General features: G+C 71.5%; 26 protein-coding genes. 18 read left to right on the top strand and 8 right to left on the bottom strand.

Annotated features, from left to right (window positions below; genetic code table 11):
* Nucleotides 1-5 precede the first annotated feature (5 nt).
* Nucleotides 6-584: a dihydrofolate reductase family protein gene (locus AB0J69_RS50030; RefSeq protein WP_364133311.1), complete on the top strand. Its 579-nt coding sequence runs from the start codon at nucleotides 6-8 to the stop codon at nucleotides 582-584.
* On the opposite strand, the gene AB0J69_RS50025 is transcribed toward AB0J69_RS50030, so the two are convergent.
* Entirely contained in the window at nucleotides 581-1,351 is a 771-nt protein-coding gene (locus AB0J69_RS50025) for a FadR/GntR family transcriptional regulator (protein ID WP_364133308.1), read from the bottom strand. The genes AB0J69_RS50030 and AB0J69_RS50025 overlap by 4 nt on opposite strands.
* Before the next feature lie 138 nt (nucleotides 1,352-1,489).
* Between AB0J69_RS50025 and AB0J69_RS50020 the strand changes: the two genes are divergently transcribed.
* From AB0J69_RS50020 to lexA, 5 genes are read left to right on the top strand one after another with little or no spacing between them, the layout of a single operon-like run.
* Nucleotides 1,490-2,869, top strand: coding sequence for an extracellular solute-binding protein (locus AB0J69_RS50020; protein ID WP_364133305.1), 1,380 nt, complete (start codon nucleotides 1,490-1,492; stop codon nucleotides 2,867-2,869).
* The gene (locus tag AB0J69_RS50015) at nucleotides 2,866-3,780 is read left to right on the top strand and encodes a sugar ABC transporter permease (protein ID WP_364133302.1); all 915 of its coding nucleotides are present in this window, start codon (nucleotides 2,866-2,868) and stop codon (nucleotides 3,778-3,780) included. The genes AB0J69_RS50020 and AB0J69_RS50015 overlap by 4 nt, the downstream gene beginning before the upstream one ends.
* Entirely contained in the window at nucleotides 3,770-4,651 is an 882-nt protein-coding gene (locus AB0J69_RS50010; RefSeq protein WP_364133300.1) for a carbohydrate ABC transporter permease, read from the top strand. The genes AB0J69_RS50015 and AB0J69_RS50010 overlap by 11 nt, the downstream gene beginning before the upstream one ends.
* Nucleotides 4,652-4,671: 20 nt before the next feature.
* On the top strand, nucleotides 4,672-6,585 hold the full coding sequence (locus tag AB0J69_RS50005; protein WP_364133298.1) for a hypothetical protein: 1,914 nt from the start codon (nucleotides 4,672-4,674) through the stop codon (nucleotides 6,583-6,585).
* 8 nt (nucleotides 6,586-6,593) lie between these two features.
* A complete protein-coding gene (lexA, locus tag AB0J69_RS50000) occupies nucleotides 6,594-7,262 on the top strand; it encodes a transcriptional repressor LexA (RefSeq protein ID WP_364133296.1) in 669 nt (222 codons plus the stop codon).
* Nucleotides 7,263-7,298: 36 nt separating this feature from the next.
* Here the strand turns inward: lexA and AB0J69_RS49995 are convergent, their stop codons facing one another.
* Entirely contained in the window at nucleotides 7,299-7,640 is a 342-nt protein-coding gene (locus AB0J69_RS49995) for a hypothetical protein (RefSeq protein WP_364133294.1), read from the bottom strand.
* Between the two features lie 149 nt (nucleotides 7,641-7,789).
* Between AB0J69_RS49995 and AB0J69_RS49990 the strand changes: the two genes are divergently transcribed.
* The 4 genes from AB0J69_RS49990 (at nucleotide 7,790) to AB0J69_RS49975 (ending at nucleotide 11,692) form a co-directional block, all read left to right on the top strand.
* Nucleotides 7,790-8,035, top strand: coding sequence for a hypothetical protein (locus AB0J69_RS49990; RefSeq protein WP_364133291.1), 246 nt, complete (start codon nucleotides 7,790-7,792; stop codon nucleotides 8,033-8,035).
* Between the two features lie 106 nt (nucleotides 8,036-8,141).
* Nucleotides 8,142-8,618, top strand: a complete 477-nt coding sequence (locus AB0J69_RS49985; protein WP_364133289.1) for a GyrI-like domain-containing protein — start codon at nucleotides 8,142-8,144, stop codon at nucleotides 8,616-8,618.
* 239 nt (nucleotides 8,619-8,857) lie between these two features.
* Nucleotides 8,858-10,141, top strand: coding sequence for an alkaline phosphatase family protein (locus tag AB0J69_RS49980; protein ID WP_364133286.1), 1,284 nt, complete (start codon nucleotides 8,858-8,860; stop codon nucleotides 10,139-10,141).
* A 774-nt stretch (nucleotides 10,142-10,915) separates the two neighbouring features.
* Nucleotides 10,916-11,692, top strand: a complete 777-nt coding sequence (locus AB0J69_RS49975) for an LLM class flavin-dependent oxidoreductase (protein ID WP_364133284.1) — start codon at nucleotides 10,916-10,918, stop codon at nucleotides 11,690-11,692.
* Nucleotides 11,693-11,736: 44 nt separating this feature from the next.
* Here the strand turns inward: AB0J69_RS49975 and AB0J69_RS49970 are convergent, their stop codons facing one another.
* Together AB0J69_RS49970 and AB0J69_RS49965 are read right to left on the bottom strand one after the other, a co-directional pair.
* Nucleotides 11,737-12,573, bottom strand: coding sequence for a carbohydrate ABC transporter permease (locus AB0J69_RS49970; protein ID WP_364133281.1), 837 nt, complete (start codon nucleotides 12,571-12,573; stop codon nucleotides 11,737-11,739).
* Complete coding sequence (locus AB0J69_RS49965) at nucleotides 12,570-12,713, bottom strand: hypothetical protein (protein ID WP_364133279.1); 144 nt, start codon at nucleotides 12,711-12,713, stop codon at nucleotides 12,570-12,572. Before AB0J69_RS49965 ends, AB0J69_RS49970 begins: the two co-directional genes overlap by 4 nt.
* On the opposite strand from AB0J69_RS49965, the gene AB0J69_RS49960 reads away from it, so the two are divergent.
* Nucleotides 12,697-12,840: a hypothetical protein gene (locus AB0J69_RS49960; RefSeq protein ID WP_364133276.1), complete on the top strand. Its 144-nt coding sequence runs from the start codon at nucleotides 12,697-12,699 to the stop codon at nucleotides 12,838-12,840. The genes AB0J69_RS49965 and AB0J69_RS49960 overlap by 17 nt on opposite strands.
* A 5-nt stretch (nucleotides 12,841-12,845) precedes the next feature.
* Here AB0J69_RS49960 and AB0J69_RS49955 read toward each other — a convergent pair whose 3' ends face one another.
* A complete protein-coding gene (locus AB0J69_RS49955) occupies nucleotides 12,846-13,295 on the bottom strand; it encodes an ABC transporter permease subunit (RefSeq protein WP_364133274.1) in 450 nt (149 codons plus the stop codon).
* A 63-nt stretch (nucleotides 13,296-13,358) separates the two neighbouring features.
* Complete coding sequence (locus tag AB0J69_RS49950; RefSeq protein ID WP_364133271.1) at nucleotides 13,359-13,541, bottom strand: hypothetical protein; 183 nt, start codon at nucleotides 13,539-13,541, stop codon at nucleotides 13,359-13,361.
* 4 nt (nucleotides 13,542-13,545) lie between these two features.
* On the opposite strand from AB0J69_RS49950, the gene AB0J69_RS49945 reads away from it, so the two are divergent.
* From AB0J69_RS49945 to AB0J69_RS49930, 4 genes are all read left to right on the top strand, one after another.
* Nucleotides 13,546-14,067: a glycosyl hydrolase gene (locus AB0J69_RS49945; protein ID WP_364133269.1), complete on the top strand. Its 522-nt coding sequence runs from the start codon at nucleotides 13,546-13,548 to the stop codon at nucleotides 14,065-14,067.
* A gap of 8 nt (nucleotides 14,068-14,075) precedes the next feature.
* Nucleotides 14,076-14,579, top strand: a complete 504-nt coding sequence (locus tag AB0J69_RS49940) for an RICIN domain-containing protein (protein ID WP_364133266.1) — start codon at nucleotides 14,076-14,078, stop codon at nucleotides 14,577-14,579.
* Between the two features lie 104 nt (nucleotides 14,580-14,683).
* Entirely contained in the window at nucleotides 14,684-15,145 is a 462-nt protein-coding gene (locus tag AB0J69_RS49935; RefSeq protein WP_364133264.1) for a GNAT family N-acetyltransferase, read from the top strand.
* Nucleotides 15,146-15,256: 111 nt separating this feature from the next.
* On the top strand, nucleotides 15,257-16,315 hold the full coding sequence (locus AB0J69_RS49930; protein WP_364133261.1) for a hypothetical protein: 1,059 nt from the start codon (nucleotides 15,257-15,259) through the stop codon (nucleotides 16,313-16,315).
* 26 nt (nucleotides 16,316-16,341) lie between these two features.
* Here the strand turns inward: AB0J69_RS49930 and AB0J69_RS49925 are convergent, their stop codons facing one another.
* On the bottom strand, nucleotides 16,342-17,739 hold the full coding sequence (locus AB0J69_RS49925) for a serine hydrolase domain-containing protein (RefSeq protein ID WP_364133258.1): 1,398 nt from the start codon (nucleotides 17,737-17,739) through the stop codon (nucleotides 16,342-16,344).
* A 123-nt stretch (nucleotides 17,740-17,862) separates the two neighbouring features.
* Between AB0J69_RS49925 and AB0J69_RS49920 the strand changes: the two genes are divergently transcribed.
* The 3 genes from AB0J69_RS49920 (at nucleotide 17,863) to AB0J69_RS49910 (ending at nucleotide 21,155) form a co-directional block, all read left to right on the top strand.
* Nucleotides 17,863-18,609 carry a TetR/AcrR family transcriptional regulator gene (locus tag AB0J69_RS49920; RefSeq protein ID WP_364133256.1) on the top strand — a complete coding sequence of 249 codons (747 nt, stop codon included), beginning with the start codon at nucleotides 17,863-17,865 and terminating at the stop codon, nucleotides 18,607-18,609.
* 267 nt (nucleotides 18,610-18,876) lie between these two features.
* Nucleotides 18,877-19,863, top strand: a complete 987-nt coding sequence (locus AB0J69_RS49915; RefSeq protein WP_364133253.1) for a serine hydrolase — start codon at nucleotides 18,877-18,879, stop codon at nucleotides 19,861-19,863.
* A gap of 89 nt (nucleotides 19,864-19,952) precedes the next feature.
* Nucleotides 19,953-21,155, top strand: coding sequence for an erythromycin esterase family protein (locus AB0J69_RS49910; RefSeq protein WP_364133250.1), 1,203 nt, complete (start codon nucleotides 19,953-19,955; stop codon nucleotides 21,153-21,155).
* Nucleotides 21,156-21,173: 18 nt separating this feature from the next.
* Here AB0J69_RS49910 and AB0J69_RS49905 read toward each other — a convergent pair whose 3' ends face one another.
* The gene (locus AB0J69_RS49905; RefSeq protein WP_364133248.1) at nucleotides 21,174-24,152 is read right to left on the bottom strand and encodes a discoidin domain-containing protein; all 2,979 of its coding nucleotides are present in this window, start codon (nucleotides 24,150-24,152) and stop codon (nucleotides 21,174-21,176) included.
* Nucleotides 24,153-24,198 lie beyond the last annotated feature (46 nt).

The following is a 24,198-nucleotide window of genomic DNA, read 5'->3' as shown; positions in this document are numbered from 1 at the left end:
CTGTGATGAGCAACGTGGTGATGCACAACGTCGTGTCGGTGGACGGCTTCATCGCCGACGGCAAGGACGACGTCGGCCCGCTGTTCGAGTGGTACTTCAACGGCGACGTCGCGCTCGACGAGAACATCGGGATCAAGGTCTCGCAGGTCTCGGCCGCGTACGTCAAGCCGGTGTGGGCCCGGATCGGGTCCATGGTGATCGGGCGCCACCTGTTCGACATGACCAACGGCTGGGAGGCCAAGCCCCCGACGGGCGACCACGTGGTCGTGGTGTCGCACCGGCCCAAGCCCGAGGGGTGGCACCCTGAGGCGTCGTACCACTTCGTCGCCGACGTGGCCCAGGCGGTCGCCAAGGCCAGGGAGCTCGCGGGCGACCGCGACGTCGCCGTGGCGGCGGGCGAGGTCGGCGGCCAGGCCCTCGCCCTCGGGCTGGTGGACGAGGTGGCGATGGACGTGGTGCCGGTGGTCTTCGGCTCCGGCAAGCGCTATTTCGGGACGGTCGACACCCAGCACCTGCTGGAGGACCCGCACGTGGTGGTCCAGGGCGACCGGGTGCTGCACCTGCGCTACCGGGTCCGGCGCTAGCGGCCGGGGCGGCGGCGGCTCCAGGAGTCGAGGATGTGGCGGCGCATGGCGGCCGCCGCCGCGTCCGGGTCGCCGGCGGCGATCGCGTCGCTGATCGCCTGGTGCTCGTCCAGCGTCTGGCGCATCACGGGCTCGTTGTAGTCCCCGTGGTAACGCATGCTGGTGCGGGCCTTGTCGTGGATGCTGTTGACGATCGCGCGGCCGAGGCGGTTGCGGGACGCCGCCATGATCATGTCGTGGAATCGCACGTCGGCGGCGCCGAAGTCGGGGGCTGAGCCGAGGTTGGCGCGCATGACGCCCAGCTCCGCCGCGATCCGCTCGTCGTCCTGCGCGGTGTGGAGGCGGGCCGCGGCGGCCGCCATGTCCACCTCCAGCGCCATGCGGACCGAGACCAGCTCGTCCAGGAACGTCGCGTTCTCGTCGTGGGTGATGACCGACGTCAGCACGACGTCGTCGAGCAGGTTCCACTGGCGCGGGTCGGTGACCTGGGTGCCGCGGCCGTGCTCGATCCTGACCAGGCCCTTCTCCTGCACGACCTTCACCGACTCGCGGATCACGGTCCGGCTGACGCCGAACTCCTCGCACAGGTCGCCCTCGGACGGCAGCGCCGAACCGGGCCGGAGCGCGCCCCGGACGATGTCGTCGACGAGTTGCTCGACCACGGTGGTGCCCAGTTTGGCGGGGCGCACGCGGCGCGGTCGGGGACCGGGCGGGGCGGGCTGCGCCGCGTCGCCGGTCGACGGGCCTGCCGGAGCGTGCTGAGTCAACGTGCCCTCCCGAGCACTGATGGTCCTGATCTCGGACCGCCTTGAGTATAGGCCATTGTCAATGACATCACACGTATGATGTCATACTCCGAAACGCGGCGTTTACGTACCTCACTCCCCCGTCAACGAGGAACACCAATGAGACGATGCAGTCACGCCTCCCGCCGCCGGGCGGCGCCGGCGATCACCGCGGCGGCGGTTCTACTCGCCCTCACGGCCTGTGCCCCGCCCAGCCCCGCCGGCACCGCAAAGACCGACGCGGGCACGCCCGCCGCCGCCTCCCCGTACGGCTTCGCCCCGGCCCCGCAGAAGGACGGCAAGCTCGTGGTCTGGGTGGACTCGACCCGGCTGGACGCGGCGAAGGCGTACCAGGCCGCGCACCCGGACAAGCAGCTGGACATCGTCACCTACGACGGCAACGCCAACGGCTCCAATTCGCTCAAGACCAAGGTCCAGCTCTTCAACCGGGCCGGTGAGGGCTGGCCGGACGTGGTGTTCACCACCGACAACAACACCGCCTCGTGGGCCTCCCAGGGAGACGACGCCTTCGTCGCCCCGCTGAACAAGGGGCTGATCGACCAGGGCACGCTGAGCGGGTTCGCCAAGGGGGCGCTCGACGTGTGCACCGTCGACGGGGCCGTCTACTGCCTGCGCAACGACCTGGCCCAGGTGGTGCTCTGGTACAACAAGAAGCTGCTGGACAAGTTCGGCTACGAGGTGCCCAGGACCTGGGAGGAATACCAGGCGCTGGGCGAGAAGGTGGCCGCCGAGCACCCGGGCCACATCATCGGCACGGCCGGCGACGCGTGGGCGCCCGAGATCTACATGTGGGGCGCGCAGTGCCCGGCCAACCAGGTCACCGCCGCCAAGGCGATCACCGTCAAGGCCACCGACCCCGCGTGCGTACGCGCCGCGCAGCTGATCGACAAGCTCGTCGCCGGCAAGACCATGTCCCTGTTGCCGCTCTTCGGCCCCGACTTCGCCAAGAACCTCGGCGACAAGGTCCTCATGCTCCCCGGCCCCGCGTGGTACGGCGGCGCGGTGTTCCAGGGCGCGCTCAAGACCCCCAAGGGCGAGCTCGCGGTCGGCGACGCGCTCCACTGGGCGGACCAGAACCCGCCGGTGACGGGCAACGTCGGCGGCGGCGCCTGGTGGGTCTCCCGGCACAGCGCCCGCCTGGACGCCGCCAAGGACTTCGTCACCTGGGTCACCACCTCCGACGAGTACCAGGTGGAGAAGTCGCCCGGCTACCCCGCCCACTCCCCCGCGGCGGCCAAGTGGATCGCCAGGCAGCAGGAGAGCGGCTACTACGCCGGTGACATCGCCGCTCCGATCACCGCCGCGGCCGCTCAGGTGTGGCCCGGCTGGGGCTCGCCGGAGTTCAGCCAGGAGGCGGTGTGGGCCAAGACGGTCATCCCCGGCCAGACCGCGGGCAAGACCGTCGAGTCCCTGCTCCCCGAGTGGCAGACCGCGATCGAGCAGCAGGCCCAGGTGTTCGGCTACCAGGTCGCCAAATGAGCGCACCCGCGCTGACCGCCGCCGGCGTCCGCGACAGGAGCCGTCCGCGCTCCTGGCGGCCGGCGGCGGGGCACGTCTTCGTCTCCGGCTACGTGGTGCTGCTGGTGGCCTTCGGCATCGTCCCGACGGTGTACGCGCTCAACCTGGCCTTCACCGACGCCGGCGGGCGCTTCGCCGGGGTCGCCAACTTCGTGCGCACCGCCCAGGACTACCGGTTCCTGGCCGCCGTCGGGCACGTGGCGACGTACCTGGTGTTGTGGCTGGTCACCCTGACCGTGCTGGTCCTGGTGCTGGCGCTGCTGGTGCACCGGCTCACCGCGACCTGGTCGAGGGCCGTGCTGCGGTTCGTGTATTACGTACCGGGGGCGCTGGCCGGCGCCTCCAGCGTGCTGCTGTGGCTGTTCATGTTGGACCCATCGGTGAGCCCGGTCGACGGCATCGTCCGCACGCTGTGGGGGTCGACGTTCGTGGCCGTGGTCGCCCCGGGCCACCTGCCGTGGATCTTCACCATCATCGCGTTCTGGACCGGCGCGGGCGGCTGGATCGTGGTCATGTACGGCGCCCTGAACAGCATCCCGCACGAGGTCATCGAGGCCGCGCGGGTGGACGGCGCCGGGCCCGTACGCACCGCCCTGCGGGTGCAGCTGCCGATGCTGCGCAAGTGGATCGTCTACATGCTGATCCTCTCCCTCGCGGCCGGCACCCAGCTCTTCGTCGAGCCGCAGCTCATCTCGCAGGCCAGCTTCGGCGTCGTCGGCACCGACTACTCGCTCAACCAGCTCGCCTACCTGTACGCCTTCGACCAGAACGACTTCAACGGCTCGGCCGCCATCGCCATCGACCTGCTCATCGTGGCGCTGTGCGCCGCCGGCCTCTTCGTCGCTCGGGGAGGGCTGTTCGATGCGGACTGACCGGGCCGCCCGCGCCGTGCTGAAGGCGCTGATCGCCGCCCTGCTGACGGGGTTCGCGCTGTTCTTCGTGCTGCCCATGGTGTGGCTGGTGCTGGCCGCCACCAAGACCCCGGCCGGCCTCATCCAGGACGCGCCGCTCTCGCCCGGCTCCCTGGCCGCGCTGCTGGACAACTGGCGGAACCTCATGTCCTTCCAGGACGGCGCCGTGGCGACCTGGATGGGCAACTCCGTGCTCTACGCCGCGCTGTCGGTGCTCCTCACCCTGCTGGTGAGCGTCCCGGCCGGGTACGCCCTCGCCCTCATGAGCTTCAGGGGCCGCCGCCTGCTGCTCGTCGTCACCCTCGTGGTCATGCTGATGCCGGCCACGGCCCTGGTGCTGCCGATCTTCCTGGAGTTCAGCTACATGGGGCTGGTCAACACGACGGCCTCGGTGGTGCTGCCGATGTCGTTCTTCCCGTTCGGCGTGTACCTGACCTACATCTACTTCTCCACCAGCGTCCCCGCCGAGTTGCTGGACTCGGCCCGGCTCGACGGCTGCGGCGAGGCGGCGACGTTCGCCCGGGTGGCGCTGCCGCTGGCCAAGCCGGTCGTCGCGCTGGTCGGCTTCTTCAGCTTCGTACAGAACTGGAACAACTTCTTCCTGCCGTACGTGATGCTGCCGAGCAGCGGCAACTACCCCATGCAGGTGGGGCTGACCCAGATGCTGGCCGCGACCCCCACCTTCAACCCCGTCGTCGGCGCCAACGCCGAGGTGCAGCCGCCGGAGCTGGTCCTGGCCACCCTGCTGTCGATCACCCCCGTGCTGCTCGTCTTCCTGTTCTCGCAGCGTTTCCTGGTCGCCGGACTGACCGCCGGCGCGACCAAGGGCTGACCTTGAGGAGTCTCCCCCGCATGACCACCGTCACGGCCAGCGTCCCCGTCCTCGACCCCCCGGCGTGGGCGCTGTCCCAGCGCGCCCTGCTGGACCTGCTCGACAGCGGATGGCGGCTGTTCTCCTCCCGCTACACCAGGCCCGACGGCTCGCTGCGGTACGGCGGCCGGCTGTCCTCGCGTGACGGCGCCGACGACTTCTTCGAGCCGTTCTTCAACTGGCCCCAGCTCTACCTGCTGGGCGGCGCGGACGACCTGCTGGAGACCTGCGCGCGTCACTGGCGCGGCGTGGTGGCCCAGATGACCGGGCTGGGCATGTTCGCCGACGAGTTCGAGATCGGCTACGACTGGTTCCACCAGGGCGAAAGCCTGCTGTTCACGTATTTCCTGACCGCCGCCGACCCGGCCGCCTGGGCCGGGCGGGCCACCCGGTTCGCCGACCTCTACCTCGACCCGGCCAAGGGCAACTACGACCCGGAACGCCGCATCATCAAGGCCCCGCACAACGGCAGCGGCGGCGCCAGGGAGGGCGTGGCCGACTCCCCCGCCTACCCGTGGACCGAGGCCGAGGCCGCCCAGTACGGCTACCCGCTGGACTGGCTGCTCCCGCCCGGCGCGCCCGTCCCGCCCCCGAGCGAGGACCCCCGGCTGGGCGCGGAGATGCAGCGGCGGCTCGGCCGGGGCGACGCGGTCGGCAACCTGAGCGTGGCCGGCCTGGTCTGCAACGCCTACCTCGTCTCGGGCGAGGAGCGGTACGCCGAGTGGCTGCGCGAGTACGTCGGCGCCTGGCAGCGCCGGGCCGAGGAGAACGGCGGCGTCGTACCCGACAACGTCGGCCTCGACGGCGTGGTCGGCAGCGCGCTCGACGGCCGCTGGTACGGCGCCCACTACGGCTGGACCTGGCCGCACGGCCTGTACAGCATCGGCCAGGCGGCGGCCGTCGGCGCTCTCTCTGCCGCCCTCGCCACCGGCGACGACCGGTATCTCGGCTTCGTCCGCTCCCTGCTGGACGCGGTCATCGAGCGCGGCGTCAAGCTGCCCTTCGACGAGAGCGACTCGGCCAACCAGGGCCGCTGGCGCGCCCACCTGGGCCCCGACGCGTACGTCCCGACGCTGCTGGTGCCCTACCGGCACAGCGACAAGGGCTGGTTCGACTACAACCCGATCCAGACCTCCGTGCCGCTCGCGCTCTGGCACCACACCGGCGCCGCCGAGGACCGGGCCCGCCTCGACGCGCTGCGCTCGGCCGCCGGGTACGACTGGGCGACCGTGCGGCCGTTCCGGGACAAGGAGGAGGCCGGGCACGAGGAGCCCTGGTACGCGTACCTGTGCGGCGACAACCCCGGCTACCCCGAGCGGATGCTGGCCGCCGCGCACGCCCAGGCCCGCCGCCGCATCGCGCTGCTGCTCGCCAACGCCGACCGGGACCTGCCGGAGGAGGCCATCCACCTGTGGCAGAACGTCAACCCGGTGGTGACCGAGGCGCTGACCCAGCTCATGTGGGGCGGCCCGCAGGTCGTCTACAACGGGGGCCTGCAGCAGGCCAGGGTCCGCTACTTCGACGCCGAGCGCCGCCGTCCCGGAGTGCCGGACCAGGTGGCGGCCCTGGTGAGCGCGATCGAGCCGGAGGCCACGGTGGTCACCCTGGTCAACCTGTCGGCGACCGCGGACCGGACGATCGTCGTACAGGCCGGGGCGTTCGGCGAGCACGAGATCGTCACCGCCGCGGCGACCGCGGCCGAGCCCGGCTGGACCGGGCACGACTCCGAGTACATCCACCACGAACCGGTCGTCTCGACCACCGAGCACGCGGTGGGCGGGCCGCACCTGACCGTGCGGCTGCCGGCGGGCACCACCGTCACGCTGACCCTGCGGCTGCGGCTGCGCGCCCACCGGCCGTCATATCGCGCGCCGTGGGAGCGCCCGGCACCGTAGCCTCTAGCATGTCGCACGTGACCACCTACGACGATCATGACGCGTTCGACTACCTGGACTTCTCGGCCCTTCCGCAACGCCAGCAGCGGATCCTGGCCACGATCCGGGACTGGGTGGTCAGACACGGCTACCCGCCGAGCACCCGCGAGCTAGGCCACGCGGTCGGGCTGCGGTCGTCCTCGTCGGTGTCGAAGCACCTGAAGAGCCTGGAGGAGAAGGGGTTCCTGCGCCGCGGCACGACGATGACCCGGCCGATCGACGTGCGCCTGTTCCTGCGGGCCCCGGCGCCGGAGCCGGCCGCGGACCTGGTGACCGTGCCCGTGGTCGGGGACATCGCCGCGGGCATCCCCATCCCGGCCGACGAGCGCGTGGACGACCTGCTGACCCTGCCCCGCGACCTCACGGGGCGGGGCAACGTCTTCGCGCTCCGGGTGCGGGGCGACTCGATGATCGACGCCGCCATCTGCGACGGCGACATGGTCGTGGTACGGCAGCAGCCGGAGGCGCACTCGGGCCAGATCGTCGCCGCGATGATCGACGGCGAGGCCACCGTCAAGGTGTTCCGCCGCCGTGACGGGCACGTACTTCTCGAACCGCGCAACCCCGCCTACGACGTGATCGACGGCGACGAGGCCGTGGTGCTGGGCATCGTGGTCTCGGTCCTCCGCAACGTCTGACCCCGCTCCCGCGCCTGAGCGGCGGCCGTGCGGCGATCACCGCAGCAGCGGCCCGGAGTCGAGCGGCCGCCGCCAGCGGGTGAAGTCGCGCCGGTAGAGCCAGGTCGCGACGGCCGCCGCCCCGCCGAGCACGCCCGCGCCGGCGACCCGCATGGGCTCGATCCAGTCTTCTCCGTCGGTCCAGTGACCCCTGCGCCGGTCGCGTTCGGCGCTCTCCTTCCTGGCGACGCCGATGTGGCCGGGCAGCTCGCGGGCCACCTCGCGGCGCCCGGCCTCGTCGAGGGCCAGCACCGCGTCCGCGACCAGGGCCGGGTCGCCGGCGGTGACGGCCGCGCGCACGCCCGGCCAGGCCCCGCCCGTGGGGGGTTGTGTCGTCATGCCGCACACCGTAGGGATCGGCTCCGACAGAACCAGAGTCGCTGGCAAAAGGAGCAGAACCCTTCTGGACGCAGGAGCCGCGTCTACCGTGAACAGGGCAAGGGCTAGGAAAGGTGTTCTCCGGGACTTGCGGGGGTGGTCTTGTGACGATGTCAACCATCATGGCGGCCGGTTTCGTGATCGCGGTCGCGATCATCATCATCGCGGTGTTGCGGTCGCTGCTGACCGGCGGGCGCACCATGCGGAGGGGATCCGGCAACCCCGGAATCCCGTACGGCGGGAGTTCGGGCACGTCCGGCGGGGGCGGCTGGGACGGCGGCGGCTCCTCGGGCGGCTCCTCGGGCGGCGACGGAGGCGGGGGCGGCTGCGGGGGCGGCGGGGGTGGTGGCGAATGACGTTGCGGCCCTGAACGGGCGCTGGACCCCGGCCGTACGAACGACCATGCTGGGACGGCAGCACCTCGAACCCGTCCGAAGCGGCCCACGAGAGAGGGTGCCCGGCATGAGCAGCGTCGAGATCCAGGACCGTGAGCCACAGCGGATCATCAGCGTCCGGCGGACCATCCCCATCGCGCGGCTGACCGAGGCGCAAGGGGAGAGCCTGCTCGAACTGTCGCGCCTGCTGCGCGAGCGCGGGGTGGCGCCGGCCGGCTTCCCCTTCGTCCGCTACCACACCTTCGCCGAGGGCGAGACCGACGTCGAGACCGGCGTCCCCGTGGACGTCGAGATCGAGGTCTCGGGCCGGGTCGAGCGGGGAGAGCTGCCCGGCGGTCGTGCCGTCGCCACCTTCCACCAGGGCGGACACGACCGCCTGAGCGAGGCGTACGGCCGGATCGAGCAGTGGCTGTCGGAGCACGGCCAGGCGGAGGGGCCGGCCTGGGAGGTCTACGAGTGGTTCGACCTGGCCGACGACCCGGACCCGGCGAAGTGGCCGGCGCCGGCCGACTGGCGCACCTGGATCATCCAGCCGATCAAGTGAGCCGCACCATCTCCTGCGACGGGCCGGCAACGATCGGCCCACGGCTCGCCGGACGGTGATCGCCCCGGAGCCGCTGCCGACCGGGTCTGCCGCGGAAAGTGCCGCCGCACCAGGCCCGGCCACTCCGCGTACGCCGGCGCAGCCGGGCGTTCACGCGGCTGTCACCCTGATGCCGGTGTGATCGTTCGCCACTGATCTCTACGGTGGTCACGACCAACACGGGAAGCAGGGGAGCATCGATGTCGATCTCTCGACGTACCGTTCTGAGCGGCCTCGCGGCGGTCGGCGCCGTCGGGGTCGCGGCGCCCGCGGCGTGGGCCGCGCAGCCGGCCAAGCATGTCGTCCTGGTGGACTGGGACGGGTTCGACCCGCGTTACCTGGGCCGCGTGGCGACCCCCAACCTGGACCGGCTGATGGCCCGGGGTGTCCTAGCGACCGCCGAGGCGACGTTCCACACGGTCTCCAACCCCTGCCGCGCGTCCATGAGCACGGGCGCCTACCCGGAGGTGCACGGCAACGTCGCCTACGTGTACGACCCGGTGAGCGGCAGGGCGCAGGGGCAGAGCCGCTTCCTGGCGGCCGAGACGATCGCCGAGGCCCTGGCCGCGGAGGGGCGCACCGTCGCCTCCGTGCAGTGGTACATGATCCAGGACCACGGCGTGCGGTACGGCGACCCGGAGCACCTGTACGTCCAGCCCGGCGGCGGGTTCGGGCAGCGGGTGGACGTGGCGATCGACATCCTCAACCGGCGGCCGGTGCTGTCGAACGGGCAGCCGGTGACCGTACCGAAGATCCCCGACCTGCTCGCCGTCTACAGCTCCGACCTCGACGGGCTGGGCCACAACGAGGGGCCGGACAGCCCGGGCATCGCCGCGCTGCTGGCGGAGCACGACCGCCAGCTCGGCCGGCTGGTGCGGGCCACCGAGGACGTCGGCATCCACCGGGACACCGCCTTCCTGCTCACCGGCGACCACGGCATGACGGCCTGGAACCGTACGTTGCTCCCGCAGGTCATCGGGGCCGTCGAAGCTCTCGGGCACAGCGTCGAGGTCGTTCCGTCGGGCGCCGCTCCGGCTGCCGGCACCGAGGTCGTCATCGTGCCCAACGCGGTCCGGGTGGGCGACATCACGCTGCGCGGCGGGGCGTCCGATCCGAAGGCCAAGGCCAGGATCCGGGCGGCACTCCGCCGGCTGCCGGAGATCGGCCGGGTGCTCGACGACCGCGACCTGCGCTCCCTGCACGCCGGCGACAAGCTCGGCGACCTGGTGGCCGAGGCGCGGCCGCCGTGGGGTTTCGCCCTCCCCGAGCCGCCGGCCGGGCAGTGGCGCGGGGCGCACGGCAGCCTGAGCGAGAGCAGGGTGCCCCTGCTGCTGTCGGGGGCGGGGATCCGGCCCGGCACGCGCCTGCACCGTCCGCGCCTGATCGACGTCGCCCCCACCATCGCGGCCCTGCTCGGCACCCGGCCGCCCGCGCACGCCCAGGGCCGCGACCTGACCGGAACCGTGCGGTCCGACCTGCTCTAGCGGTCCCGGCCGCTCCGAGGAGGCCCGCGCGGGGCTGACCTCGATGGCGGTCCGGTAGAGGACTGTCCTGAACGTCTCGACACGCGCCGGGGGATCTTGGCGATGTCGCCGGAGACTTAAGCATTCCTCCATGCTGTGCAGTAGTTGTTCCCTGCAGAGTACGAATGGCAGGCCCTGACAGCGAGAACATTGGCGTACAAGCCGTAGCCCTGACAAACGCCGGTGCGGTTCGAAGCGTCATAACGTACCAGGGATATACCGCCGGGCCCGCCTGGGCTGGCGTATTTCACTGTGGCCCAGGCGCCTACACCGGGACCGGTCCCAAGGATCCTGCAGACATCCAGATGAGAGTGGTTGGCGCTGAGGTCTGCGAAACCGACCTCAGTTCCTATTCTGAATCCGTGTGCCTGCGCGGGGGAGGCGGTTACGGCCAGGGTCAACGCGGTCGCAGAAATGACCGCCGGCACCATCCGCATGCTCTTTGTCCGCATTACCTGCACCGTCTTCCGTTCTGGCGATGTTTGATCGGGTCCGATTCCGCTGGCCGGGAAGGAGCCGTTTCCAAAATCCAGTGAAGCAACCGATGGCTTCATGTCGACTCCATTTCGGCGTCGTGGCCTTGCCGCCGCCGAGGTGCCGCAGCGCGGGCCCGTCGCCTTCGACCTCACCTGAGCCCGTACCTCCTGATCGCAGACCCGTCCCTCCCAGGGGCGGGACGCGCGGAAGAGCGGGCCTGGAGGCGCTGCCCCACGTGCGCGGGCATAGCCTTGGATCATGGTGCACTTCGCGGTGGGGCTGCCGAATGTCGGCGCGTTCGGGGATCCTCAGGTCCTGGTCGAGTTGGGTGTCGCGGCCGAGGAGCACGGCTGGGACGGGGTATACGTGTGGGATCACCTGCTCTACCACGATCGTGGCTGGCCGGTCGCGAGCCCGACGGTGGTGTTGTCGGCGCTCGCGGCCCGTACCCGCCGGATCCGGATGGGCGTGCTGATGATGGCCCTGCCGCGGCGGCGCGTGCAGACGGTGGCGAAGGAGACCGCGACGCTGGATGCGCTGTCCGGCGGGCGGCTGGTGTTCGGCGGCGGTCTGGGGTCGATGGACGCGGAATACGCGGACTTCGGTGAGGACCCCGATCTGAAGGTGCGCGCCGCCAAGCTGGACCGCGGTTTGGAGGAGCTGACGCGGCTCTGGGCCGAGCTCCGGCCGGCGCCGGTGCAGCGGCCCCGGATCCCGATCTGGTGCCCGGGCCGGTGGCCGACCCGGGCGGGGTTCCGGCGGGCGGTCCGGTGGGACGGCGCGATGCCGACCTTCCACGACTACGGCCAGGAGCGGCCGGTGCCCGTCGCCGAGTTCGCCCGGGTGGTGGACTTCCTGGCCGCGGAGCGGGGGTCGCTCGACGGGTTCGACATCGCGCTGGAGGGGCGCGCCGCGGACGGGCTGGTCGACGGGTACGCGGCGGCGGGAATGACCTGGTGGGTGGAGGCGATGGGCTGGTGGCGCGGCGGCGTCGAGGACGCCCGGCGGACCATCGCCGCGGGCCCGCCCCGCTGACTCGCCCGGCCAGCGGGCGCCCCCGAGGCCGGGTGCGAGAGCCCCTACTTCGCCGCGCCCCGCGTCAGGCCGTTGTAGATGAAGCGCTGCAGCAGCAGGAAGGCGGCCAGCGTCGGGACGATCACCAGGATGGCGCCCGCCGAGATGTTCTCCCAATGCGCGCCGAAGGGCCCCTTGAAGCGGAACAGCGACGTCGAGATCGTGCCGAGGCTCTGGTCGGGCATGTAGAGGAAGGGGATGTAGAAGTCGTTGTAGACGGCGATGCCCTTGACGATGACGACCGTCGCGATCGCCGGCTTGAGCAGCGGCAGGATGATCTTCCGGTAGATGGCGAACGCGGAGGCGCCGTCCAGGCGGGCGGCCTCGTCCACCGAGACCGGGATGCTCCGGATGAACTGCAGGAAGATGTAGATGGCGACGATGTCGGTGCCGAGGTAGAGCATGATCGGCGCCAGCCGGGTGTTGAACAGCCCAAGCTGGTCGATCACCTGAAATGTCGTTACCTGCGTGGTGATGCTCGGCACGAGCGTGGCGAAGAGGAACAGGCCGACGACAAGCCTCCTGAACCGGAAGGTGAACCGGTCGATGGCGTACGCGGCCGCCGAGCCGATGAACACGGTCCCGGCGATCGACACCACCAGGATGACGAAGGTGTTCACCGCGGCCTCCGCCATCCGCCCCTTGTCGAAGGCGGTGACGTAGTTGGCGAGGTTCAGCCAGTCGGACGGCGGCGCCAGCGGGCCGCTGCCGGCCGCCAGCTCGTCGGAGGTCTTCAGCGAGGTGAGCAGCACCACGCCGAGCGGCAGGAGCACGACCACGCTCGCCGCGATCAGTGACAGGTACTTGAGCGCGCTCGCTACCCGGGCGCGGGCGGCGGTCATGACGGGGTCACCCTTTCTTCGGGTACGAGCCGGCGCTGCAGCCAGGCCACCAGCAGGATGATGACGATCAGCACCACCGCGGCGGCCGAGGCGAGCCCGGTCTTGTCGAAGCGGAAGGCGAGCTTGACGGTCTGGATCACGAAGGTCTCGCTGGCGCCGGCGCCGCCGGTCATGATGTACGGGATCTCGGAGACCGACAGGCAGCCGGAGATCGCCAGGATCGCGGTCAGCCCGATGATCGGCCGCGGGCTGGGCGCGATGATGTAGCGGAACTACTGCCACCGGCCCGCCCCGTCGAGCTCGGCGGCCTCGTACAGCTCCGGCGGGATCGACTGGATGGCGCCGAGGAACAGCACGAAGTTCAGCCCGAAAAAGCGCCACACCGACACCCCGGCCAGCGAGAAGTTGACCAGGACGGCGGCGCCGAGGTAGTAGGCGCTGGCGACGAAGACCTTGAACAGCTCGGGCCGGGTGAAGATCTCGGCGTAGTTCTCCAGCCCCGTGAAGGTGTAGTCGGGGCTGACGCCGTCCCAGTCGGTGAAGCTGTACACGACCATGTTGATGATCGGCACGTAGGAGAAGGTGACCAGCAGCGCCAGCGGCACGAGCAGGAACAGCCACGGGGCCAGGCCCTGCCTCCAGTCGCGGCGGCTCCTGGAGTGGCGTGCCGCGTCCCGTGGTCGCGTACCTCCCGCGGCGCCGCGCCTCAGGGTTGACGTCATCTCTGCCTTTCCGTAGGTCGGGCCCGGTGCCGGCGGATCGCGCCGGCACCGCGGGCGGGAGCGTCAGGCGGCGGACTGCCGCCCGGCCTCCCACTTGGCGGACAGGTCGGCGAGCACGCTGTTCAGATCGCCCTTGGCGGCACCCCGGGCGACGTCGATGAGCTTCTGCCGGTAGTCGGGCGACTTGATCCCGACCTCGGACTCCTTGTCGATGTTGTCCACCAGGATCCGCTGGTCGGTCTCCATCTCGATGAGCTTGACGCCGGCGTCGCTGTACGGCGTGCTCGGCCGCCTGTCCGACAGCCAGTGGAGCCGGCTCGTCACCGGCGGCACGAGCCTCAACGCCGCCTTCAGGAACCGGCTCGCCGAGGCCGTGCCCTACCTGCGGCAGCTCCAGAACGCCGGCGTGCCGGTGCTGTGGCGGCCGATCCACGAGATGAACGACGGCTGGTCCTGGTGGGCCGGCCGGCCGGGCGCGAACGGCAGCCGCCGGCTCTACCAGATCACCTACGACTACCACCGGGCCCAGGGCCTGACGAACCTCGTCTGGGTCTGGAACGTCAAGGACGTCTCCATGGGCTCCGTGGGCGAGTACTGGCCCGGCGCGGCCTACGCCGACGTGGCCTCCCTCGATGTCTGGGCGAAGATGGAGCCCTCCGCCTCCGACTACCAGGCGATGCTCGCCGTGGCCGGCGGCAAGCCGATCTCGCTGGCCGAGGTGGGCCGCGCCCCCAGCCCCGCGCTGCTCGACGCCCAGCCGCGCTGGACCTGATTCATGGTGTGGGCGGAGTGGCTGACCGACCCCGCCTACAACACCAGCGCGAGCGTGCAGGCCGGCTACTTCGGGCCGCGCGTGCTCAACCGGGGCGAGTTCACCGTGGGCGGGGCTCCCGTACGGGCAAGATCAGGGGCATCGGCGGCAAGTGTGTGGACGTCGCCGGCGCCGATCCGGCCAACGGCACCCAGGTGCAGCTCTACACGTGTGACGCCGACGGCACCGCCCAGGCGTGGACGGTCGGCGCCGACGGCACGCTGCGTGCCCTGGGCAAATGCCTGGACGTGGCGGGCGGCGGGAACGCCGACGGCACCAAGGTGCAGATCTGGGACTGCACCGGCGGTAACCCCAACCAGCAGTGGCGCCACGACGGCGCGACCCAGCGCCTGGTCAACCCGGCCACCGGCAGGTGCCTGGACGCCACCGGGCAGAGCTCGGCCGGCGGGACCCCGCTGCAGATCTGGACCTGCACGACGAACGCCAACCAGAAGTGGACCCTGCCCGCATGAGCGGCAGACGTTCCCGGGTGTGACGCCTTGGTCGCGGTCGCCCCGGCCCGGTCGGCGGCACCACGCCGTACACCGGAGGGCGGCCTTCGGCCATCATGGCCTGCATGTCGATCAGAACCGCCGTTCCCGATGATCTGCCCTCCCTGCTCGCCCTCGCCGTGGACTTCTACGCGGAGGACGGGTTCACCACCGCCGAAGCCGATCTGCGCACCAACCTGACCACGCTGATCGCCTCCACCGCGGCGCGCGTCGCGGTGAGCGAGGAGGGCGGGCGCCTGGTCGCGTTCGCCATCACCACGACCACGTTCGGGCTCGAGTCCGGGTTGATCGCCGAGCTCGAGGACCTCTACGTCGCCCCCGGCGCGCGCCGGCGCGGCGAGGCCCAGCGGCTCATCGAGGACAGCCTGAGCTGGTCCGCCGGCCGGGGATGCGGTCAGCTGGAGATCGTGATCGCCCCGAACGGGCAGGACGTGAGCCACCTCTTCGACTTCTACCGCAAGCGCGGTTTCCGCGACGAGGGCCGCCGGCTGCTCAGCCGGCCCCTGAAGCCGCACGCCGGCGGATGAGCACCGTGCGGGCCTCGCCGCGGGCGAATGGCCGAACCCGCGCGAGCGACCGCCTTTCCGACCCATACTTGCGGGAGAAGCACGACGCCCGTCATGCGGCCGGAGGCTCCCGTGGATCACGATGCTCCGCCACCTCGCCCAGAGGGGCAGCCGACTCCATCGGGCCAGCCGCCGTACGGCGGATATTACGACGCGTGGTGGTCGGGCCCGAGCCGCCGGACCAGATCCGCCGCGGCGTCCTGGCTCTTCCGCATCGCCCTCTGGCTCACCCCGATAGTCGTCACCGGGCTCCTGGCCCTGATCACCACGAGAAGCCAGCCGGGCGAGCGGCCGGAAATCCATCTCGGGGTCACCTATTCGAGCCATCTGAGCTGCCATGACGCCTGCACCGTCTGGTCCGGCACGGAAACGATCACTCTCGAGCTGCCGGCGCAGGTACCGGAACTGAGCAGCGTGGCCGGCGCATTGTCGGGAAGGGGGTGGGTGAGCGCGCCGACGCCCGCGCGATTCGGCAAGACTCGCGCCCAGGCGTTCACCCGTACGGTGCACCTCCCCCAACCTGCCACCCCCACCGGCTTTCCGGTCACCATCACCCACCGCATCCCGATCCCGGCCGTGGTCGAAGGCCGGGAGAGCATGGGAGTCGTCCGCGGGACCAGCGAGAACGTGATGATGGTGAATGCCGCCGACCTGCGGCGCACGAGAGAGTTGATCGGCAGGCCGTTGCCGGTCTTCCTCATCCCCGGCGAGGGATCCAAGGTCGTCCTCAGGCATCCTCGCCTCTCCGTCGAGGCCACGACTCCGACCTCCGAACCCGTCGCCATGTCGGGCGGGCGCGAGGAACGCACCATCGACGTCAGCGAACCCGACGCCTACGACGACCACGCGGTGACGGTCGACGTCCGCGCCACGGCGCTGCGGGAATCGACCATAGCCACGGTGCTGGAGGTCCGGCACTCGGTGTGGGCCTGGCTCGTCGTCCTCGCCCTGCTGGGTCTCGTCGCCGCGGCCGTCCGGAGAAGGATCGACCTGAGACTCGACCGGGTCCGCCTGCCCGCCCCCGCGCCGGCCGCGCAGGCACCGCCCGCCGCCGCGCCGGCACCACCCGATGCCGTGCCCTTCCCCCGGCCACCGGCACGGAGCAAGCGGAAGCGCCGGAAGAAGCGATGAGCCCGAGGAGCTGACGGGCGGCCGGATCAGGCCGTTGAGACGGCGACCTTCGGTGTCGCTCGCATGCCGAAATAGACGTACGGCGTGCCGTCCGGAAGCGTCCCGAACACCAGGGGCAGCCAGGGCGCGCTGACGGGGCCGAGGCCCGGCATCGCGAGCACCGTCTCGGACACCGGCACCAGGTCGGTCTCGATCGGCGGTGAGTAGGCGGCCATCCCGCCCGTCAGCTGCAACCGCAGGCGCGGCACGCCGTCGCGCTCGCCGATCGTGAGGCGTACCCCCTCGCGTTCGTACGTGCCCGCGAGCCCCGCGACGTCGACCGGCCGCCGCGATTCCGGGGCCGGGGCGAAGGCGTCGGGCATCCGTACTCCGGCCAGCTCTCCTAGCAGTTCCTGGAACAGGTCGACGAACAGGCCGGTCGCGCCGCCGCCGTTGGTCAGCAGGGCGGCGACGACGCCGCTGGCGGGCACGACGCGCAGGTACGAGAACTGCCCGACCGCGGCGCCGTCGTGGCCGTAGCCGGCGACACCGTCCCAGTCGTACAGCGCCCACCCGTGGCCCCAGCCGTCCGCCATGAACGACCACCTGTCCGGGCAGCCGGCCACGCGGCGCCGCATCGTCGCCGCCGACTCGGCGGACAGCACGCGCGTGCCGTCGGGCGCGGTGCCGCCGTCGAGGTGCATCCGCGCGAAGCGGACGACGTCGGCGGCGGTGATGAGGACGCGCCCGTACGGCCCGGCGGAGCGCGGCAACATGTCCCACGCGGGCGCCGGGTCCGGGTCTGCGCCCGGCTCGCCGAGATGACCCATCGCCGCCCGGAAGCGCAGCGCCTCCTCCGGCAAGGTCATCGAATGCTCGAGGCCGAGCGGTGCCAGCAGCCGGTCGCGCAGCGCGTCGTCCCAGGTCCGGCCGGTGATCACCTCCACGACCCGGCCGAGGATCGCGTACCCGGTGCTGCAGTAGGAGACGACGGTCCCCGGCGGGCAGTCCTGGCCCACGTCCGCGCACGCCGCCACGTACCGGGCGAGGCAGTCGTCGCCGCGGCCGGTGTCGTGGGTGAAGTCCCCGGCGATCCCGCTGGTGTGGCTGAGCAGCCGCCCGATCGTCACGGTCTTCGTGACCTCGTCGTCGGCGACCGCGAAACCCGGCAGGACGTCGGCGACCCTGGTGTCGAGCCGCAGGTCACCGGAGTCGACGAGCTGCATCACCAACGTCGCCGTGTACACCTTGGCGATCGAACCCGACTGGAACACCGAGTCCGTGGTCACCTCCACGCCGGTCCCCCGGTGCAGCACCCCGCTGGCCAGCTCATGGATCCTCCCGCCGGCCAGCACCGCCAGTGCGGCCCCCGGCACGTGGTGAGCGGCGCGCAACGCGTCCAGCCTGGCCTGCCAGCGGTCGGCGTCGAATGGCGATGACGGCATGAGGACAGCCCCTTTCACCCAATGAGCCGCACAGCGTGCGGCATCTCCGCACACTGTACGGTCGTCGCACAGTGTTCGCAAGCCGTACACTGTGCGGAAGGGATCGTCGTGAAGGAGACGCGCATGCCGGCCGACCAGCAGCCGTACCCGTCGGTGTGGGCCCGCCCGCAGCGGACCCGGCGCGAGCAGCCGCCGCTGAGCCGGGAGCAGATCGTGTCCACGGCGCTCGAACTGCTGGACGCCGAGGGCATCGACGCCCTGAGCATGCGCAAGCTCGGCGCCCGCCTGAACGCCGGGGCCACCTCGATGTACACGCACGTGACCAACAAGGACGAGCTGCTCGAACTGGTCGTCGACCAGGTCTACGGCGAGGTCGAGGTGCCGGTCGCCGGCGATCCGGCGGGCTGGCGCGCGGCCGTCACGCGCTACGCGCACAGCATGCGGGCCGCGCTCCTGCGCCACCCCTGGATCGTCTCCGTGCTCGGCGAGGCCGGCGTGGCCTACCTGGGGCCGAACGTGATGCGGCAGAACGAGGCCGTCCTCGCCGTGTTCGAGCAGGAGGGCTTCACGCTGGCGGCGGCCGATCGGGCCCTGAACACGGTCGTGGCGTACGTCATCGGGGTGTCGACCAGCGAGGCCGCCTGGTTGACCCGGCTCGCGCGCAGCGGCCGGAGCGAGCAGGAGTGGGCCGAAAGCCTGTGGCCGGCCGCCGAACGGGCCGCGCAGGACTACCCGCGGCTGCGGAAGCTGTACGCCGCCCAGCGAGACGAGCACTCGAGCGCCACCCGCGACGACGACTTCGACGCCGGGCTGCAGTGCGTCCTCGACGGCCTGGCCGCCCGCTTCGCACCGGCGGGGGATGCGTCGTAGCCGAACAGGTCACCCGGCGGCGATCGCGGCCGTCACGGTGACGACGTCCGCGCCCGCGCCCGCGCCCGCGCCCGAAAACGGGCCATCAATCCCCCATCCGGAAAGCGGCCTCTCACGAACCAACGGCAAACGACTGAGGCGGTCTCGGGGGCCGGGACCGCCGGGGGGACGCGCCGGGGGCGGTGCGCGCAGGGGGGATGAATGACCATCGTCGGTACGAGAACGCGCCCGGACCTCCGGATCGGCGCGAAACGGGGAGCGGCGCGCATGCTCGCCACGGCCGCCCTGGCACTGGCGGTCACCGGGACCCTCAGCTCTGGAACGGTCCAGGCAGCGGTCGCCCCTGGCACGACAGGGGCGGCGGACGGCGGGCCCGGCACGGATCCGGGAGTGCTGCTGCGCGGGCTCGCGGCCTGCGCGGCGAAGGCCATCGTCGTGGGGCGGAACGTCGCCGCGTACCCGTCCGTCCTGAGCCGGACCCTCGCGGCCGGGCAGGACCTCATCGCCCTGACCACGCCGCAGGCGTCCTCCTTCCGCAGGCCGCTGACCCGCACGCTCGACCGCTACCTCGACGGCGTCCCCGGCCAGGTCTCGGTGTCGGTGCGGGATCTGTCGACCGGGCTGTCCTACTCCTACAACGGCGGGCTCAGGACGGCCGCGGCCAGCATCGTCAAGGTCGACGTCGTGATGGCGCTGCTGCTCAAGGCCCAGCGCGAGGGGCGCGACCTGACCGCCTGGGAGCGGCGCACCACCGACCGGGCCATCCGGGTCAGCGACAACGCCGCCACCACGGCACTGTGGTCGGCCATCGGCGGCGGGCCCGGCTTATCCGCCGCGAACACGAGGTTCGGCCTGCGCGAGACGGCGCCCGACCCCGGCGGGGCGTGGGGCGCGACCACCACCAGCGCCGCCGACCAGGTCCGGCTGCTGACCTCGCTCGCCTCGCCCCGGAGCCCGCTGTCCGCGAAGAACCGCCGCTACCTGCTCGGGCTGATGGCCGGGGTGGCGCCGGAGCAGGCGTGGGGCGTCAGCGCGTCGGGGCGCGGGGGCGCGGACGTCGCGCTGAAGAACGGCTGGCTGCCACGCGAGCGGCACGGCGGGCGGTGGACGGTCAACAGCATCGGGCGGGTACGGGATCGGGGGCACACGTACCTGATCGCCGTCATCTCCCACCGGCACGACACGATGGGCGCGGGCGTGCACGCGGTGGAGCGGGTGAGCCGGCTGGTCACCGACGCCCTGGCCACCAGATAGCCGAACCATCGTTTGAGGGTTCTACCCGAAGATCTACGCCATGACGACGGAAAAGTATCAACCGAGAGTTCAACGATACCGTTGAAGGCATGGATGCTGACATCAAGGACATCACCCATGCCGTCGAGGCCGCCTCCCTCCTGAGGCTGCTCCCGGCCCGGCCACGGCTGCTCGGCCTGGGCGAGCCCACCCACAGCGCGGAGATCCTGCTCGACCTGCGGAATCAGCTCTTCCGGCAACTCGTCGAGCAGGAGGGCTACCGGTCGATCGCGATCGAGAGCGACTGCATGATGGGCCTGGTCGTGGACGACTACGTCACCTCGGGCACGGGCACCCTCGACGAGGTCATGGAGCGCGGCTTCAGCCACGAGTGGGGCGCGCACGCGGGCAACCGCGAGCTCGTACGCTGGATGCGCGCGTACAACGAGGGCCGGCCCGCGAGCGAGCAGGTGCGGTTCGCCGGCTTCGACGGGCCGCTGGAGATCAGCGCCGCCGCGAGCCCTCGCCAGGTCCTCACCGCGCTCCACGGCTACCTCGCCGCCCGGGTGGACGCGGACCTGCTTCCCTGCACCGCGGAAACGCTCGACCGCCTGCTCGGCGCCGACGACCCGTGGACGAATCCCGCCGCGGCCATGGACCCGTCCCAGTCGGTCGGGCGGTCGGCCGAGGCCAGGGAGCTGCGGCTGCTCGCCGACGATCTGGCGGCGCTGCTCGACGCGCACCGGCCGCACCTGGTCGCGACCTCCGCGCCGGACGAGTGGGACCGGGCCCGCCTGTACGGGCGGACCGCCACCGGCCTGCTGCGCTACCACTTCTGGATGACCGACACCACACCGGTTCGCTGGTCGCGGCTGGCGAGCGTGCGGGACTCGATGATGGCCGCCAACCTCCTCGCCATCGCCGAGCGCGGCCCGGCGCTGGTGCACGCCCACAACACCCATCTCCAGCGGGAACCGAGCACGATGCGGATGGGCGACCACATGCTGGAGTGGTGGGGCGCCGGCGCGATCGTGAGCTCCCACCTGGGCGAGGGGTACGCCTTCGTTCCCACGGCCCTCGGCACGATCCGGCACCAGGGAGTGGACACCCCGCCACCGGACACCCTCGAAGGTCTCCTGTACGCCCTCCCGGAGGACCGCCACGTCGTCGACGCCCACCGGCTGGCCGCCGCCCTCGGCGACCCGAGGCCCGCCCCGCGCGTGTCCCCCTGGTTCGGCTACGCCTCGCTGGACCCGGCCCACCTGGACGGTTTCGACGGGCTCGTGTTCGTCAAGGACGTCCCGGAGAGCTAGGGGCTTCGGTCCAGGCCGTCAGCCGTAGACGCCGAACTCCCACAACGAGTAGCCGTAGGCGGTGCCGCGCCGGGTGAGGTTCAGCCGGACGTATCGGGCGGACGCGTTCAGGTCGATCTCGTCGAAGCCGCCGTCACCACCGGCCGTGGTGACGGCGTTCGTCCAGTCCGTGCCGTTGACCGAGGTCTGGAGCTGGTACGACGTGGCGTACGCGCCCTCCCAGCCGAGCTGGACGTGCTTGATCGCGCTGGTCTGCCCCAGGTCGACCTGGATCCACTGCGGGTCGGCCCACTCGCTGGCCCAGCGGGAGGTGAAGCTGCCGTCGGTGGCCCGATCGGGGGTGAAGGGGCCGCCGTCGCCGGTCTGCTGGTAGGTGGAGGCGGTGGCCGGCTTGCCGCGGGCGAGGTTGGTCCCGGCGACGACCGGCGGCACCACCCGGACCGACCGCTGCTCGATGCCGACGTTCCCGTGGCCGTCGAAGGCGTAGACGTACACCTTCCACACGCCCATCCGCTCCGGCGCCGTCACCGAGAACCTCCCGGGGCCGGTCTGGGTGAACCGCGCGGCGGCGAAGCCGCGGTTGCCGGTGATGTGCTTGTCGCTGAGCATCACGTTGTAGCGGATCAGGTCGCCGTCCCGGTCGGACGCGGCGACCTCGACGGTGAACGTGCGGCCGGCCGGCACGGCGGTCTGCGAGCCGACCGTCATCGAGGCTATCTCCGGCGGCGTGTTGCCCGTGGCCTGGCCGGTGTAGGCCTGCTTGAGCGCGTGGTAGCCGTGCCGGCGCCAGCCTCCGGGCGTGGTGTTGAGCCAGACGCCGCCGAAGTCGTTCTCCAGGCCGTAGTGGAACTCGGTGGCGCCGAGCGCGACCCCGGCGTGGCCGCGTACGGCGTTCCAGCTCGCGGTGTACATGTCCCGCTTCTCCAGGTCGCCCGGCTCGTCCGGCACGCCGTTGACGTCGGCGGGCACCTCCCACTCGCCGTCCGGGCCGGCCTCGGTGACGATGTACGGCCTGGTGTGCCCGCCGTTGATCCAGTCCTGCCTGACGGTGTGGATGGCGCCGTAGGAGTTGACGGCGAGCAGGTCCAGCGCCGGGGAGTGCGCCTTGTAGTAGGTCCAGGCGTGGGTGTAGGCGTCGGTCGAGGTCACCGGGTGGTTCGGGTCGGCGGCGTGGATCGCCTGCGCCACCTCGTTGACGAACCTGGCGTACGCGACCCGCCGCTGCTCGACCACGTCGGCCGGCAGGCCGTGGTCCTGCATGGTGAGGATGACCTCGTTGCCGACGTCCCACATCAGCACGCCCTGGCGGTTCTTCAGGGCGTTGACGCGGGCCACGATCTCGTTCTTCACGCTGGTCTTGTACGCGGTGTCGTTGACGTAGTCGGCGCCCTGGTTCAGCCAGTGCCCGACGATGACCTTGATGCCGTGCCGAGCGGCGGTGTCCAGCAGCGTCGGGGTGTGGGTGTCGTCGACGCCCCAGGTGCGGATCGTGTTGACCCCCATGGCCTTCAGGTCACGCAGGTAGCCGCCGGCGGCGGCCTGCGGCGGGCCGTACGTCATCCCCTTGATCAGGTACGGTGCGCCGTTCACCGTCAGCCGCCAGTCGCCCTGGGCACCGGCCACCGCGACCACGCTCGGCCCGGCGGGGACGGGCGGGTCGGTCATCGCGGCGGCGACGGAGCCGGTCTGCCGGGAGACCGCGATCCAGTCCACGCTCAGCACGCCGCCGGAGGACGTGTCGGCGGCCGGCGTCGTGACGCCCGCGATCGCGTTCGGCAGGGAGCCGCCGATGGCCAGGTCGAGGCGGAGGTAGAAGCCGTGGTGCACGGCGGCCCGCCAGGCGGTGACGCCGACCTGGCTCTCGCGCACGACCCAGGTCTGCCGCCCGTCGAGGTAGAAGCGGATCTCCTCGTCGGTCTGGGTCCGGTCGATGACCTGCGTGTACTCGTGGTAGCCGGTCTGGCAGCCCCCGCAGGTGGCGAAGCCGCTGCTGCGGCCGGTGTACTCGTTGCACACGCCGTCGGGGGCGGTGCCGCAGTGCAGGGTGTTGGCGAGCTGGTCGCGGCCGTTGACACCGGTCATGATGTCGGTCTCGCCGACGCCCGGCCAGTTGGTGTAGTCGCCCCGGTAGGCGGCGCCGGTGGCGCGGAACCCGGGCCAGTAGCCGAGGGGGTTCACGACGTCGGGCTGCTTGAGCCGGGCGCTGAACCGCAGCAGCTCGCCCGGCCTCGGCTCGAAGTCGGTGCGCTGGGTCTCGATCCGGCCGGAGGTCCAGCGGCCCGCGCCGTCCTTGATCGCCTTGATGTTCAGGTGGCCGTTGCCGTCGAGGGAGACGTTGGCAGTGGCGGCGCTCATGGTCTCGACCTCGCCGGTGCCCCAGTTCGCGGCTCCGCCGGGGTAGGAGGTGCCGGTGCGCAGGATCCAGTGCGCGGCCGACGGGGAGGTGCCCGCGGGGCCGGTGAAGTCGTCCTTCCACACCTCGGTCCAGGTGCCGGGATCCGGGTCGGGGTCAGGGTCCGCTCCGCCGCCGTAGATCTGCATCTCCCACAGGGAGTAGCCGTAGCCGGTGCCGCGGGTGGTGCCGTACATGCGGACGTAGCGGCCGGTGCCGGTCACGTCGAGGGTCTGGGTGCCGCCGGTGCCGGTCGTGGTGGTGTAGGCGTCGGTCCAGGTGGTGCCGTCGCCGGAGGTCTGGATCCTGAACGCCTTGCCGTACGCGCTCTCCCAGACGAGGACGACCCGGCTGATGGTCGCTGGGGCGCCCAGGTCGACCTGCAACCACTGTGGATCGCTGAACGAGCTGGACCACCGGGTGCCCGTCAGATCTCCGTCGACCGCCGCCGCGGCGCCGTGGGCGGCCCCTTCCACCGACGAGGCCGTTGCCTGCTTGCCCTGCGAGAGCAGGCTGTCGGCCGCCGCCGGATGGGGAAAGGCCGACACGGACACGACCAGGCCCAGCAGCACGGCGATGATCAGGGAACTGCGAGTTGGACGCACGACCTCTCCTAGCGACAGGGGGTGTTGCGGGAGAGCGCTCTCCGTA

Origin of the sequence: Nonomuraea sp. NPDC049709, assembly GCF_040674815.1 — a bacterium.
Lineage (GTDB): Bacteria > Actinomycetota > Actinomycetes > Streptosporangiales > Streptosporangiaceae > Nonomuraea.
The sequence above is the reverse complement of the archived record's forward strand: the minus strand, read 5'-3'. Positions and strand labels throughout refer to the sequence as shown.

What these genes read in the sequence shown, in the direction of transcription:
- AB0J69_RS50030 (WP_364133311.1), top strand. Translation starts at nt 6, where the DNA reads ATGAGCAACGTGGTGATGCACAACGTCGTGTCGGTGGACGGCTTCATC.
- AB0J69_RS50020 (WP_364133305.1), top strand. Translation starts at nt 1,490, where the DNA reads ATGAGACGATGCAGTCACGCCTCCCGCCGCCGGGCGGCGCCGGCGATC.
- AB0J69_RS50015 (WP_364133302.1), top strand. Translation starts at nt 2,866, where the DNA reads ATGAGCGCACCCGCGCTGACCGCCGCCGGCGTCCGCGACAGGAGCCGT.
- AB0J69_RS50010 (WP_364133300.1), top strand. Translation starts at nt 3,770, where the DNA reads ATGCGGACTGACCGGGCCGCCCGCGCCGTGCTGAAGGCGCTGATCGCC.
- AB0J69_RS50005 (WP_364133298.1), top strand. Translation starts at nt 4,672, where the DNA reads ATGACCACCGTCACGGCCAGCGTCCCCGTCCTCGACCCCCCGGCGTGG.
- lexA (WP_364133296.1), top strand. Translation starts at nt 6,594, where the DNA reads ATGTCGCACGTGACCACCTACGACGATCATGACGCGTTCGACTACCTG.
- AB0J69_RS49995 (WP_364133294.1), bottom strand. Translation starts at nt 7,640, where the DNA reads ATGACGACACAACCCCCCACGGGCGGGGCCTGGCCGGGCGTGCGCGCG.
- AB0J69_RS49990 (WP_364133291.1), top strand. Translation starts at nt 7,790, where the DNA reads ATGTCAACCATCATGGCGGCCGGTTTCGTGATCGCGGTCGCGATCATC.
- AB0J69_RS49985 (WP_364133289.1), top strand. Translation starts at nt 8,142, where the DNA reads ATGAGCAGCGTCGAGATCCAGGACCGTGAGCCACAGCGGATCATCAGC.
- AB0J69_RS49980 (WP_364133286.1), top strand. Translation starts at nt 8,858, where the DNA reads ATGTCGATCTCTCGACGTACCGTTCTGAGCGGCCTCGCGGCGGTCGGC.
- AB0J69_RS49975 (WP_364133284.1), top strand. Translation starts at nt 10,916, where the DNA reads ATGGTGCACTTCGCGGTGGGGCTGCCGAATGTCGGCGCGTTCGGGGAT.
- AB0J69_RS49970 (WP_364133281.1), bottom strand. Translation starts at nt 12,573, where the DNA reads ATGACCGCCGCCCGCGCCCGGGTAGCGAGCGCGCTCAAGTACCTGTCA.
- AB0J69_RS49955 (WP_364133274.1), bottom strand. Translation starts at nt 13,295, where the DNA reads ATGACGTCAACCCTGAGGCGCGGCGCCGCGGGAGGTACGCGACCACGG.
- AB0J69_RS49950 (WP_364133271.1), bottom strand. Translation starts at nt 13,541, where the DNA reads ATGGAGACCGACCAGCGGATCCTGGTGGACAACATCGACAAGGAGTCC.
- AB0J69_RS49945 (WP_364133269.1), top strand. Translation starts at nt 13,546, where the DNA reads ATGAGCTTGACGCCGGCGTCGCTGTACGGCGTGCTCGGCCGCCTGTCC.
- AB0J69_RS49935 (WP_364133264.1), top strand. Translation starts at nt 14,684, where the DNA reads ATGTCGATCAGAACCGCCGTTCCCGATGATCTGCCCTCCCTGCTCGCC.
- AB0J69_RS49925 (WP_364133258.1), bottom strand. Translation starts at nt 17,739, where the DNA reads ATGCCGTCATCGCCATTCGACGCCGACCGCTGGCAGGCCAGGCTGGAC.
- AB0J69_RS49920 (WP_364133256.1), top strand. Translation starts at nt 17,863, where the DNA reads ATGCCGGCCGACCAGCAGCCGTACCCGTCGGTGTGGGCCCGCCCGCAG.
- AB0J69_RS49915 (WP_364133253.1), top strand. Translation starts at nt 18,877, where the DNA reads ATGCTCGCCACGGCCGCCCTGGCACTGGCGGTCACCGGGACCCTCAGC.
- AB0J69_RS49910 (WP_364133250.1), top strand. Translation starts at nt 19,953, where the DNA reads ATGGATGCTGACATCAAGGACATCACCCATGCCGTCGAGGCCGCCTCC.